Raw genomic sequence first — 12,989 nt, forward strand, 5'->3', positions numbered from 1 at the left:
CTTTTTGCAACTTTTTGCTGCGGGAAAAAGTTGATATAAAATAATAATTTCAATGTATTCTAAAAATTTTTTAAGTTTATCAAAAACACAATTTTAAATTTATATTATTGTGAGGGCTAGTCCCCACACCCACAGTTCTTTTACGACCAAAGGGAGTCCTTCAGGACGACCGTAGGAAGTGCCTTCGGTATTGGTATAAAAGAACCAAAAGAACTGCATTTAATGAACTATAGCCTTTTATCTATAACAAGATATAAATACTATTTTATATATTCCAAAGATATAGAGCTAAAGCATTTAAACTTTTGATAAGCATAAACATATAACTGAAATAATTTGCACTTTTTGCGACTTTAAAAAAGTCCGCACCGTGACCGAAGGGAGTTCCTGCGACTGAAAGGAGTACCTTTAGATATGGTGCGAAGGCGGGAAAAGAACAACAAAAAATAACAAATTTAAAAAGCATATCTTACAATAATCAATTTTGTGCTTGCAATGTTTAATATATATTGTATCATCATAAAAAAATATTGTATTATAATAATGTCAAAAAAAAATAACTTAGAAAAACAACAACTACTATTACCTATAAGGCATCATTCTCCAGCTTGCTCATATCATTTAAAAAAAGTAATAAATAGTTTTAATCCAGATTGTATATTAATAGAAGGACCAATAGACTCTAATAATTTAATGGAGTTTATGACAGATGAAGAAACCAAAGCACCATTTTGTATATATTCCAGCTATGACAGTGATATTAAATATAGAAGCTACTATCCATTTTTAGATTATTCTCCAGAGTTTGTAGCAATAAAAGAAGCATTTAAAAGAAATATCAACTGCGAGTTTATAGATATGCCGTTTGCTTCTATGATAGAAAATACAGATTATGAATATCAAAAAATAAGCTCTGTATACGATAAAGATGATTTAAAATTTGATATAAATGATTACACAAAAAAACTTACACAAAAATCAGGACTAAGAACATTTCAAGAGCTTTGGGAGAGAGAGTTTGAAATAAACGGCATAGTAAAAACATCAGAAGATTTTTTTAAAAGCGTATATACATTAGGCTATTATATGCGTTTAATAGAACAAGAAGATACAGAAACAAGAAACAGAGAATATTTTATGGCGAGTAATATAAAAAAAGCCATAAAAAAATATAATAGAGTTTTAGTTATTATAGGAAGCTTTCATATGGAAGGCATAATAGCTAAATTAAAAGAAAACATTAATATAGAAGAAAAGCTAAAAAAATATAATAAAAAAAATGCCAATAGCTATTTAATACCATATTCATTTGAAGATGCCGACAGAAGAAACGGATATCAGTCTGGTATAGAGTTTCCTGCATTCTATGATTTTGTTTATAAGAACTTAGAAAAAAATAATTTAAATAGCTATTTAGATACTGTTATGTATTTTATAATAAAAGCTTCAAATATAGATTATAATAATAATAACTCTAGCATATCAGATTGTATAAATGCCTACTACATGGCAGTTAATCTTTCAAAACTAAGAGGCAAAAGCACAGCAGGAGTTTATGAGCTTATAGATTCTCTAAAAACTTCATTTATAAAAGGGGATATTCATTTAGAAAATAAATCAAATATAGATTTTATTATCAAACTACTATCTGGTATAAAAAACGGAAAAGTATCATCAAAAAGTTCAGTGCCTCCTGTAATAATTGACTTTAGAAATTTATGTAAAAAGTTTAAAATTAAATTAGACAACAGCAGCGAAGTAGAAACCATACTTGATATCGTTAAAGATGATACACATTTTCAAAAAAGCAGATTCTTTCATAAAATAAGATTTTTAGATATTGATTTTTGTAGGCTAATAAAAGGACCGGATTATATTAATAGAGTTAATAAAAACTTAGCAAGAGAGATTTGGAAATATAAATATAAAACAAATTCAGAATCTTTGTTAATAGACAAATCAGTTTATGGTGTCACTATAGATGAAGTTTGTATTAATATCATAAAAGAGAAATTAGATAGTAATATAAACTCAAGCGAGATTTCAAAATTAATAATAGAAACTAATATGATGGGAATAGAAGGTTTTTTAGTAAACAACTATTCAAAAATAGAAGATGTCATTTTAAAAGACAGTAATTTTATAAGTTTATGCGAGTGTTTGTATAATTTATATTATTTATTAAATATAGTTGAATATAACAGCATGATAAAAAAAGAATCTTTTGCCAATGACTTAATAAAAAAGCTTTTAAACACAACATTTATTTGTGCTATAAACAATATGGATTATGTAAAGGATTTAGAAGAAGAGGAAGCTATTAAATATTCAAAGCATATAAAAAATCTTTATACTAACATATTAAATGATGCTGATTTAATAGAGGCTTTCACTATAAAAATAAACTCTATATTATCAAACACATTTGGAAGCTCACATATATATGCAGTTTGTTTGGCAATAAAATACAAATTAAAAGCCATCACAACAGAAGAGTTTTCTAACATTATATGCAATTTTTTAGAATCGTCTGACGCCAATGCTATAAGTTATTTTTTATCTGGAATATTTCTTATATCAAGAGACATTTTGTTTGTAAATGATGATATAATAAAAAAAATAGACACTGTTGTAGAAAAGCAAGATGAAGAGAGTTTTTTAAGTATACTTCCAAATTTAAGATACGCTTTTACAAATCTCTCACCAGATGAAATAGACAGGCTTTCTTTATTTTTATCAAAGTTGCATAATAAAAGTAAAGCAGAAGAGATAAATAAAGAATCAGAAGCTGATATATTATTAGACCAAAAAATATTTGAAAAGATGAAAGAATATAAAATATTTAATTAGTAATATTAGTATATACCTAAACAATAATTTTCTATCAACTTTTTTATTGTTCTTTTTCCCGTAGCTACGCGGTGCGGACTTCGTCAAAGAACCAAAAAGTGCAAATGCTATAGCTAATATCTTAGGAATATGTATTAAATATAAAATAATGCTTGTGTTTTAACCCAAAAATGCAGTCTTTTTGCTTCTTTGCGGCAGCAAAAGAAGTGGGGTGCTACCCTACGGGCACGCTTCGCAGGGGGGCAAAGCCCTGCAAATAATTAAAATAAAACACTTAAAAATTTTAGTGTATATTTAGTTTCTCTTCAACGTATTCTTTTTTTATTTTGATAGACTTTTTGTCAGAAGGCAAATCATACATTGAATCAAGCATTACCTTTTCAAATAAAGCCCTTAATCCTCTCGCTCCTGTATGCTCTTCCATTGCCTTTTTTACTATCACTTTTAAAGCCTCATCATCAAAACTCAAATCAACATTATCATACTCAAATAATTTTTTATATTGTTTAATGAGTGAGTTTTTAGGCTCTTTTAATATTCTAATCAAATCCTCTTCTTTAAGCTCTTGTAAAGTAGCAACAACAGGAAGCCTTCCTATAAGCTCTGGTATAAGTCCAAATTTCACTAAGTCTTCAGTTGCAATATGCTTCATTATCTCATCATATTCCAAGTTTTCCATAGAATTAACTTCAGCAGCAAAACCAAGCCCCTTTTTAGAAGTACGCTCTGCAATGGATTTCTCTATGTCTATAAAAGCCCCGCCGCATATAAAAAGTATATTAGAAGTATTTATATCTATATTATTTTGATGAGGGTGCTTTCTTCCACCGTAAGGAGGCACGCTTGATATTGTTCCTTCTATTATCTTTAATAAAGCCTGCTGAACTCCTTCACCAGAAACATCTCTTGTAATAGAACGCGATTCACTCTTGCGAGATATTTTATCTATTTCATCAATATATATTATTCCTTTTTCTGCTAACTTTACATCTCCGTCAGCATTTTGTATAAGGCGAAGAAGTATATTCTCAACATCATCACCCACATATCCGGCCTCTGTAACAGTGGTAGCATCAGCAATAGCAAAAGGCACATTCAAAGCCTTAGCCAAAGTGCGTGCGAGTAAAGTTTTTCCGCTTCCTGTAGGACCTATCAAAAGCACATTAGACTTCTCTATTTCAACATCATTATTAGTGCTGTCTTGCATTATTCTCTTATAATGGTTATATACAGCAACAGATAATATCTTTTTTGCATAATCCTGACCTATAACATATTGGTCAAGTAAAGCTTTAATCTCTTTAGGAGGAAGTATTTTTATATCATATTTTTTATTATTAGTTTTTTGACTGCTATGAGCATTAAAATAATCATTTGCTATGGCAGAACAATCAGAGCATAAATACCCTTCATTTCCTTCTATATATCTGCTTAATTCTTTTAATTCTCTTCCGCATAAAGCACATGCTTCTTTATTAGTTTTCTTAGACATATATCTTCCAACTTTATTATTTGAATTTTATAATATTTTAATTAAGTTAATACATTCTATACTAAAATAAAACTATTTCAATAGAAATTATAAATTATTTATTGTAATTTATTATATCCTTATGTTTTTATTAAATACTACATAGCAGCAAAAGATAATATTTTCATAATTTAATTATATAGCTAAAATGACGAAAATAATTAACTGTATAGTTGTTTAAGGTATAATATGATAAGCATAAAAAGAAGACGTCAAATAAAAGCTACTATTATAGTATCTTCAATAATTTTTATAATTTTAATAGTAACTTTAATAATAGGCTACTATCCTTTTGGGTTACATAAAAAAAATATGAAGAATATAAACATGCCTAAAGATAGTATTATGTATATAAGCGCCAAAAGTATAGATGATAGTATATCCAAATTTACAGGCTCTGTATATGCATATAGAATATCTCATGATGAATCTATGTATGATTTTTCTATAATGATGAGAACTATTGATGCTTTTTTTTATAATTTAAAAAATAATTCAAATTTCTTTATAAAGCAATTTTCTAAAATTTTAACCTCCAGAAATGCTTCCATACTTCTATGGAAATATAATAATAATCTTTCAAATTCAGAATTATTGTATTTTTTTGATGTGGGTAAAATTAATACTTTTTTAGCAAATGTTTTTTTTAATTTGAAAACAGTAAATATAGGAACTATAAAATATGAAATAAAAAAAGAAATGTATAATAATTATAAAGTGTTTGGTATAGTAAACGAAAAACCTTTAGTTTATTTCTCATTTTACAATGGGATTGTAATAATTAGCAAAAATTATTCCAGTATAAAAAAAATTATAGATTTCTTTGATGCTAAAGCGGGGAGCTTTGAAAATATCAGCATATTACAAAACTCATCATTAAATTATAATCCTGATATTTCTTTTTATATAAATAAAAAATCATTTGATGATAATAAATGCGAAGGTTCTATGCTGTTTGCGCCAATAAAATATTTTAAAGATGTATACAACATATATGGAAATATAAAACTGTATGATGATAATGGTAAAATGGATATTTTTGTTGATTATCAATATGGGGCTTCTGATAGGTTTGAACTTTATAATTTAAATAAAAAAATGAATATACAAAATTATTTACCATATCAAAATACTGTTATGTATTTATCTTTAAAATCTTATATATCTGGATTATATCCGCTTGTATATAATGATTTAAAAAATGATAATAATACAAAAATAAAAAAAGAATTATTTAATCTCTTTAATAAAATGAATAACAAATATTCATTTTTAAGTATTATAAGCGATTTATATGGAGAGATGTCATTAGCTTATATAGAATCAAGCAAGATAATTTATCCTGTTATGATATTTAATATAGAAAACTATGACAATATTCTGCCGAAATTAGAAAATGAATTATTAAAAAAATATATTAATATTAGAAAATCAGATAAGCAGTATAATAATAGTTATATATATTCTTATATTTTTCCTAACGGCTCATCTTTATATTATACATTTATAGATAATATATATTTCTTTAGTGAAAATGTGAGAGCTATAGAAGTAACTATAAATAATATGAATAATAAAAAAACTCTAAATGAAATAACAAAGAAGATAGATGATGATAATCCAAACTATATATTTACAATACAATTAGAAAAAGCAAATAATATATTAGAATATTTTAATGTGCCTCTTAGAAATTGGAGTTATCCTAATAATTTAGTAATAGGAAGCAGTATAAACTCAAATCATACACATATAAATATAAACTTTGATGCAAATTTCACAAAATTAAAAAATAATTAATAGTACTATTTAAAATTATAAATTATAATTAATATTATTATTTTTGTTTATAGGATATATAAAAATGTATTTAAAAAATAAGGCAAAAAAAATATGGTTATCCATAGTATCTAATATTGATCATGATAAATTAGAGTCTTTAGTTCTAAAAACTAAAGAAATATTTGATACTATGCAATCATCAGGAAAACTTTATTTGTTTAAAGAGAAAATAGAATTATCTGTTAGTATGATAAAAGACTATGTAAGCGGTAATTATAAAAATGTTCCTTGGAAAGCAATATCGGCAATAGCGGCATCATTAGTTTATTTACTTCTTCCTTTTGATGCTATAGCAGATTTTTTTCCATTAATAGGTTTGCTGGACGATGCTTTTATTATAGGGTTGTGTATAAAACTTTTTAATGATGAGATAGAGAAGTACAGAGAGTGGAAATATGGGATTTACGATTACACAGATATAGATGATAAAAAAGAAGAATATGAAGAAGAAACATCTGAAGAAAACAAAGAATAAAAATTACGCGTCTGAGAGGATTCGAACCCCCAACCGACGGAACCGAAATCCGCTGCTCTATCCAATTGAGCCACAGACGCTTTTTAATTAATAGTAATGATTAATTATCGGTAAATATTGTTTAATCATTAAAAGTTTATAGTTTAGGAGCAAATCTTAAACCTAATTGCAAACCCAAATCAAAACTATCAACGCTGGTATATTCATTATCTATATTACTCTTTTCTGCCAAACCGAAATCATAGCCTAAATAAGCACCAATATTTAACGCCATTTTAGAGCCAAAAAATATAGAATAATCAAAAGTAAGTTTAATATAAGGAATAACATTTCTGCTATACTTTTCTATATCGTTTCTTTTTAAACTTGATGTAACTTTTTCACTTATTCCAAAAATAGTGCCATCCATTTCATAAGTTGCAGTAATAGGTACCTTAACACCCGCGCCAACACCTATAGCAAATTGACCAATATTAATTTTAGGAAGTAAACCAACTTGAAAGCTATGAGTATACATACTTAAATTCATTTCAGTTTTTTGACCTAAAATTTCAGATTCAAGTAAATACATTTTATAGCTGTCATAACTATAACCAAACTCGCCCAATATACTAATACCCAATTTACCAATACCTATCATATATCCAACTTGAGCAGTAACCCCAGAGTCAAAACCAACTTTACCTTTATCAGATAAAGCCTCATAAGTACCTGTAGGCACACCAATAGATAAACCTAAAGGCACATTAATTATAGCTTCGAAGCCGCTTGCGGCAAATACTGTAATATTGCTTATACCTAAAACAGTCAATATTAATAATAGTTTTTTGATTTTTTTCATTTTGTAGCCTCCATAATAGAAATGTTATATTAAAGAGGGAAAATATCAAGTATGATTGTTTTTTTATTTATTATTGCTTTTTTATTAATGAAGGGCGAAAGACGGGACTTGAACCCGCGACATCCAGATCCACAATCTGGCGCTCTAACCAACTGAGCTACATTCGCCATAATAAAGAAAAAAAAGAGTCTTTAATTTAAGACCCTATGCGCGCCAGACAGGAATCGAACCTGTAACCTACTGCTTAGAAGGCAGTTGCTCTATCCAATTGAGCTACTAGCGCATTCGGGATGGTGAGACTCGAACTCACAACCCCCTGCTCCCAAAGCAGGTACGCTAACCAATTGCGCTACATCCCGTTAAATATGTTTTTCAATTATATATTAATTTCTTTTTTTGTCAACTAATTTATTATATTATTTTTATTTGAAAAATATTAAAAACTTGACTTATTGAAAAAAAAATATATCATAAAGCTCTAAAGGTTATAATTATTATGTCTAAATATATAGTTCCAGAAAATGATATTATTAGAACAGCAAATTGGATAAGCAATTTTCTAATAAGAGAAGGTTATAATATAGACTATACTATTGAAAGTTTAAATGAAATTGATAAATTCTTTAAAGAAAAAATAAACAAAATATTAGAAAATGATGACAATAATAGAAACTTTATATTTGCTATAGCGGCATATATTGGTGAAATTATTAAAATACATTTTAATGGTAAGTGGATTATTTCCAGAGAAATTGATTTAGATGATGAAGCTATAGGAATATATTTTAATAATCATGATACTATATATCCGCTTAATATCACATTAGAGTTAATTCAAAAACAATATACTTTAAAACAATATGTAAAAGAAAATTTTAATACAGATATTTGAAAAAGGATTTTCGCTTATGATGAGTTTAAATGAAATTTTAGATAACGTAAAAAAATCGTATATAATGCTTGATTTAAAGGCAAATAATAAACAAGAAGCCATAAGTGAAATGTTAATATATGCAGAGTCTAATGGACTTAGAATAAATATTTCTAAAACTATAGAATGCATGTTTAAAAAGGAAGATATTATATCAAGCGGTTTAGGTTATGGTGTAGCTTTTCCCCATTTAAGGACCAAGGAAGTTCAAGAAAATGAATTAATATTTGCAATATCAAAGCCTGGTATTAATTATTATGCTTTAGACCAAAAACCTGTTCATCTGCTTACTATGTTTTTAACTCCTATAGATAAAAGTGATAAATATTTACAATTATTATCTCTTATGACAAAGATATCAAAATTAAGTATGTATACTGTATTATTATTAGAATCAAAAAGCCAAGAAGAGTTTAAAGATAAATTATCAGATATGGTAAAAGACATTATAGGCGGTAAATAAAATGAAAAAAGTAACAGCTATAATACCTGCAAGATACGATTCTACAAGGTTTCCAAAAAAACTCACTTATGAATTATTAGGCAAACCTATAATCATTGCTGTATATGACAATGTTAAGGCTACTAAAAATATTAATGATGTTATAGTGGCAACAGATTCTAAAGAGATAATGGATATATGCGAAAAGAATAATGCTAAAGCTGTTATGACTTCGGTGCATCATACTTCCGGCACTTCAAGAATAACAGAAGTTGCTAAAAATATAGACTCTGACATTATTATTAATGTTCAAGGTGATGAGCCTTTAATTAATGAAGATGTACTCAAACCTGTTATAGATGCTTTTGATGATGAGAATGTTGATATAGCTACTTTAAAAACAAAAATTGATGATTATAGCCCTTTAATTAAAGATGAAAATGCTGTTAAGGTGGTATGCGATTATAGAGATTATGCGATGTATTTTTCAAGAGCTACTATTCCGCACAAAAGATTTGACCAGGATATATTAGTAAAATATTATAAACATATTGGAGTTTATGCTTTTAGAAGAGAGGCTCTTTTAAAAATAGAAAACTTACAAGAATGTGAATACGAAAAAATAGAAAAGCTTGAGCAGTTAAGATGGCTTTATCATGGAATGAAAATCAAAGTATTAGAGACTAATCATTTTATACATGGAATTGACACAAAAGAAGATTTAGATATTGTTCAAGAGTATTTAAAAAAAGAAGCATTAATAAAATTAGGAAATAATGCTTAAAAAATTTTTTGTTGTTATTTTTAATATACTATTTCCTAATCATTGCATAATATGCAAAAATATTATGCAAAGTGATAATATGAATTATATATGCATAGATTGCATTAACAAATTAAGCTATATTCATAGAGATGATTATATAAGATGCAATCGCTGCGGAAGAATAATAGACACAAAAGATTCAACTTGTATATGCTCATACGAAAACATTTATTTTGATGAATGCAAATCAATGCTTTATTATGATGATAAAACAAGCAATTTAATTCATAAAATGAAGTTTAGCCATAGATATTTAATTTGCAAAGATTTTGCTGCCATGCTTTCTTTTTATTATAAGGACTATATTAATAAATTTGATGCTGTTTCGTTTGTGCCTCTTGGAAAAAATAGACTGCTTGAAAGAGGTTATAATCAAAGCGAACTTATAGCAAAGCACATATCTAAAATAATAAATATACCATTAATAGAAAATATTATAATTAGAAAAAAAGAAAGTAAGCCTCTTAGTATGATAAAAGGAAAAGAGTTGAGAGAGAAAGCAATAAAAAACGCTTTTAAAATAAACAAAAAATATAAATTTGATGGCAACAAAAAGATAAATATTTTAATAATAGATGATGTATTTACAACAGGTTCAACTTTAAATGAGATGTCATTAGAATTAAGAAAATTGGCGTTTATAGAAAGAATAGGAGTACTTACGGTAGCGTCAGCGAGATAGAAACATAAAATAGATTTGTTGCAAAACTTTTTTAGATATTTGCAGAGCTTTGCCTCCCTGCGAAGCGTACCCGTAGGGTAGAACCCCCTACTTATTTTACGACTGAAAGAAATACATATGCTATATACTTAAACAGCTGTATTTTGTAATATAAGTTTTTATTTTATTCAACTTTTTCCCGCAGCAAAAAGTTGCAAAAAGTGCTAATATTTCAATTTTATATGTTTGGAATATTTATCAACAAATATAATATAATACCATTATTTCAAGCCAAAAATGCAGTTCTTTTGCTTCTTTTATACCAATAAAAGAAGTGGGGGTGCGGGGGCTAGTCCCCGCAAATAAAAAAACTAAATATTCATTTCTTTCTTTAAATAATTCGCTTTAATAACAAAGTCCTCATTCTCTCTAAAAAACTCTTCTCTATCCATCTTTAATAATTCACGCATCTCGTCTTTTGCCTTACGCATAATCTCAGCATCTTTTACAATATTTCCAAGCTTAAAATCTGCTATACCGCTTTGCTTATCACCCAAAAATTCACCTGCCCCGCGTAATTCTAAATCTTTTTCAGCTATCCTAAACCCGTCAGTAGTTTCACATATTATATTAACTCTCTCTTTTATTATATCATTAAGCTCGCTATGAAGTATTAAGTAACAATAGCCAAGTTTATCGCCGCGTCCAACTCTTCCTCTAAGCTGATGTAGCTGCGATAATCCAAAACGCTCTGCACCTTCTATTAGTATTGTCGTGGCGTTGGGGTTGTCTATACCTACCTCAATTACTGTTGTTGAAAAAAGCACCTTTATATCACCGCTTGAAAACCTATTCATAATATACTCTTTCTCTTCATCTTTCATTTTGCCATGTATTATTTCTATGTTGATGTTTTCAAAATAGGTTTGCTTGGCTCTTTCAAATTCACTCGATAAAGTTATTATACTGCTGTCATCATTCTCTATAAAAGGAAAAACCACATACCCCTGCTCACCTTTCAATATCCTGCTTTTTAAAAACTTATAACAATGGTCTCTTTCGTATAACTCTTTATATTTTGTAAGCACTCCCTTTCTTCCTTTCGGCATACTCTTAATAATAGATAAATCCAACTCTCCAAACAAAGTTAAAGCTAAAGACTGAGGTATTGGAGTTGCCGTCATTAATAGATAATCAACATTATTTCCTTTTGATAGTAACTTATTTCTCTGATTAACTCCAAATCTCTGTTGTTCATCAACTATTGCATAAGAAAGATTTTTAAATACAACTTCGTCATATAGTATAGAGTGAGTGCCTACTAATATATGCGTTTTGCCTTCTCTAAGTCTTTTTAATGTATATGCCCTTTCATTTTGACTAACAGAAGAAGTAAGTATATCAATCTTAATAACATCTTCTAAGTTAGCATTTTTTATTATTTTTTTAAAAGTATAATAATGCTGAAGTGCTAATATTTCTGTGGGAGCTAAGAAAGCTGTTTGAAAATTAGATTCTGTTGGTATTAATGCTGTTAGAAATGCCACAATAGTTTTTCCAGCCCCAACATCTCCCTGAAGAAGCCTAAATAATTGCCTATTAGAAAACATATCTTTTTTTATCTCTTCTATAGCATTATTCTGGTCGTCTGTAAGTGTAAAACCTAAACTTAATTTTACTTTATCTAATAAATTACTGCTATTATACCTTTCTTCTTTTATAAGTATATTTGGTCTTCTCTCGCTTAAATGTATATACTGAAAAGTTAAAAACTCTTCAAATACTAAACTCTCTCTTGCCTCTTCTAATGCCTCAAAAGATGTAGGAAAATGCATCTCCATTATAGAGCTTACAAAACTTTTTAATCTGTATTTTTTCTTAATAACCTTTGGTATATCATATTGCATATTCTTTTCAAATTTTTCTAATTCGCTTACAATTAAAGTTCTTAATTTTTTTTGAGATAGCCCTTCTGTAAGCGGATATATAGGCACTATTTTTCCGTAGGATAAAGAATTAGAAGAAGGCTTTTCAAACTCCACAAACCTGCATTGCACTTTACCTCTCATATTACGTACAAACTTTCCCGTGAGATACAATTTTGCTCCTTTAGATGCACCTGCAGGAACTCGTCCTCCATATATTGGCACTTCGCATAATGTGATGCCGTCTGTAACTATAATCAATGGCTTTTTTCTAAACTGAAAAGTAAAACTTCCCACATCTATAATTTCAACATACACTACAGAGTTTTTATCCGGATTTTTTAATGCTTCATTTATCTTTAATGTGTTTCTTCTGTCTTCATAAGCTCTTGGAAAAAATGTTATTAAATCATAAAGTGTGAATATATTTTTTTTAGCGAGTGTTTCTGCGTATTTCGGTCCTACACCTTTTATATATTTTATATCTGTAGTGAAAATCTCTTTATTATAGTCTTTCATATATTATCAACCGTTTTGTAGTAAATATATATTATTTCAGCATAAAATTCTATAATAATAAATATAGTATTTTATTAAAAATAAGTTAAAATAAAAAAAATTAGTAATTCTAATACATTAATTTTTATACTTTTCAATAACTCCTA

General features: G+C 27.7%; 10 protein-coding genes and 4 tRNA genes. 7 read left to right on the forward strand and 7 right to left on the reverse strand.

The annotated features are described in order from the left end of the window. Window positions 1-543 precede the first annotated feature (543 nt). On the forward strand, window positions 544-2,850 hold the full coding sequence (locus R4I97_RS05110) for a DUF5682 family protein (protein WP_335784002.1): 2,307 nt from the start codon (window positions 544-546) through the stop codon (window positions 2,848-2,850). 283 nt (window positions 2,851-3,133) lie between these two features. On the opposite strand, the gene clpX is transcribed toward R4I97_RS05110, so the two are convergent. Further along, on the reverse strand, window positions 3,134-4,342 hold the full coding sequence (clpX, locus tag R4I97_RS05115) for an ATP-dependent Clp protease ATP-binding subunit ClpX (protein ID WP_335784003.1): 1,209 nt from the start codon (window positions 4,340-4,342) through the stop codon (window positions 3,134-3,136). A 228-nt stretch (window positions 4,343-4,570) separates the two neighbouring features. Between clpX and R4I97_RS05120 the strand changes: the two genes are divergently transcribed. Both R4I97_RS05120 and R4I97_RS05125 read left to right on the forward strand, forming a co-directional pair. Further along, window positions 4,571-6,181 (forward strand): hypothetical protein, encoded by a 1,611-nt coding sequence (locus R4I97_RS05120; protein WP_335784004.1) that lies wholly within the window; start codon window positions 4,571-4,573, stop codon window positions 6,179-6,181. Between the two features lie 64 nt (window positions 6,182-6,245). Next, the gene (locus R4I97_RS05125) at window positions 6,246-6,698 is read left to right on the forward strand and encodes a YkvA family protein (RefSeq protein ID WP_335784005.1); all 453 of its coding nucleotides are present in this window, start codon (window positions 6,246-6,248) and stop codon (window positions 6,696-6,698) included. A 6-nt stretch (window positions 6,699-6,704) separates the two neighbouring features. On the opposite strand, the gene R4I97_RS05130 is transcribed toward R4I97_RS05125, so the two are convergent. From R4I97_RS05130 to R4I97_RS05150, 5 genes are all read right to left on the reverse strand, one after another. Further along, window positions 6,705-6,778, reverse strand: a tRNA-Arg gene (locus R4I97_RS05130). 56 nt (window positions 6,779-6,834) lie between these two features. Next, the gene (locus tag R4I97_RS05135; RefSeq protein WP_335784006.1) at window positions 6,835-7,539 is read right to left on the reverse strand and encodes a hypothetical protein; all 705 of its coding nucleotides are present in this window, start codon (window positions 7,537-7,539) and stop codon (window positions 6,835-6,837) included. Between the two features lie 92 nt (window positions 7,540-7,631). Continuing rightward, a tRNA-His gene (locus R4I97_RS05140) sits at window positions 7,632-7,707 on the reverse strand. A gap of 41 nt (window positions 7,708-7,748) precedes the next feature. Next, a tRNA-Arg gene (locus tag R4I97_RS05145) sits at window positions 7,749-7,822 on the reverse strand. Window positions 7,823-7,824: 2 nt separating this feature from the next. Further along, a tRNA-Pro gene (locus tag R4I97_RS05150) sits at window positions 7,825-7,898 on the reverse strand. Between the two features lie 137 nt (window positions 7,899-8,035). Between R4I97_RS05150 and R4I97_RS05155 the strand changes: the two genes are divergently transcribed. Genes R4I97_RS05155 through R4I97_RS05170 form a run of 4 tightly spaced genes read left to right on the forward strand, consistent with a single transcriptional unit; the run spans window position 8,036 to window position 10,420 of the window. Further along, a complete protein-coding gene (locus R4I97_RS05155; RefSeq protein ID WP_335784007.1) occupies window positions 8,036-8,431 on the forward strand; it encodes a hypothetical protein in 396 nt (131 codons plus the stop codon). Window positions 8,432-8,447: 16 nt separating this feature from the next. After that, window positions 8,448-8,933: a PTS sugar transporter subunit IIA gene (locus R4I97_RS05160; protein WP_335784008.1), complete on the forward strand. Its 486-nt coding sequence runs from the start codon at window positions 8,448-8,450 to the stop codon at window positions 8,931-8,933. A gap of 1 nt (window position 8,934) precedes the next feature. Continuing rightward, complete coding sequence (gene kdsB, locus R4I97_RS05165; RefSeq protein WP_335784009.1) at window positions 8,935-9,696, forward strand: 3-deoxy-manno-octulosonate cytidylyltransferase; 762 nt, start codon at window positions 8,935-8,937, stop codon at window positions 9,694-9,696. Then, window positions 9,689-10,420, forward strand: a complete 732-nt coding sequence (locus R4I97_RS05170) for a ComF family protein (RefSeq protein WP_335784010.1) — start codon at window positions 9,689-9,691, stop codon at window positions 10,418-10,420. The genes kdsB and R4I97_RS05170 overlap by 8 nt, the downstream gene beginning before the upstream one ends. A 350-nt stretch (window positions 10,421-10,770) precedes the next feature. Here R4I97_RS05170 and recG read toward each other — a convergent pair whose 3' ends face one another. Then, the gene (gene recG / locus R4I97_RS05175) at window positions 10,771-12,843 is read right to left on the reverse strand and encodes an ATP-dependent DNA helicase RecG (protein WP_335784011.1); all 2,073 of its coding nucleotides are present in this window, start codon (window positions 12,841-12,843) and stop codon (window positions 10,771-10,773) included. Between the last annotated feature and the right edge of the window lie 146 nt (window positions 12,844-12,989).

Source organism: Brachyspira pilosicoli, assembly GCF_036997485.1.
GTDB lineage: Bacteria > Spirochaetota > Brachyspiria > Brachyspirales > Brachyspiraceae > Brachyspira > Brachyspira pilosicoli_C.

Excerpts from the sequence above, each read along its gene's own strand:
- R4I97_RS05135 (WP_335784006.1), bottom strand. The coding sequence starts at position 7,539 with ATGAAAAAAATCAAAAAACTATTATTAATATTGACTGTTTTAGGTATA.
- R4I97_RS05120 (WP_335784004.1), top strand. The coding sequence starts at position 4,571 with ATGATAAGCATAAAAAGAAGACGTCAAATAAAAGCTACTATTATAGTA.
- recG (WP_335784011.1), bottom strand. The coding sequence starts at position 12,843 with ATGAAAGACTATAATAAAGAGATTTTCACTACAGATATAAAATATATA.
- R4I97_RS05170 (WP_335784010.1), top strand. The coding sequence starts at position 9,689 with ATGCTTAAAAAATTTTTTGTTGTTATTTTTAATATACTATTTCCTAAT.
- R4I97_RS05155 (WP_335784007.1), top strand. The coding sequence starts at position 8,036 with ATGTCTAAATATATAGTTCCAGAAAATGATATTATTAGAACAGCAAAT.
- R4I97_RS05160 (WP_335784008.1), top strand. The coding sequence starts at position 8,448 with ATGATGAGTTTAAATGAAATTTTAGATAACGTAAAAAAATCGTATATA.
- clpX (WP_335784003.1), bottom strand. The coding sequence starts at position 4,342 with ATGTCTAAGAAAACTAATAAAGAAGCATGTGCTTTATGCGGAAGAGAA.
- R4I97_RS05110 (WP_335784002.1), top strand. The coding sequence starts at position 544 with ATGTCAAAAAAAAATAACTTAGAAAAACAACAACTACTATTACCTATA.
- kdsB (WP_335784009.1), top strand. The coding sequence starts at position 8,935 with ATGAAAAAAGTAACAGCTATAATACCTGCAAGATACGATTCTACAAGG.
- R4I97_RS05125 (WP_335784005.1), top strand. The coding sequence starts at position 6,246 with ATGTATTTAAAAAATAAGGCAAAAAAAATATGGTTATCCATAGTATCT.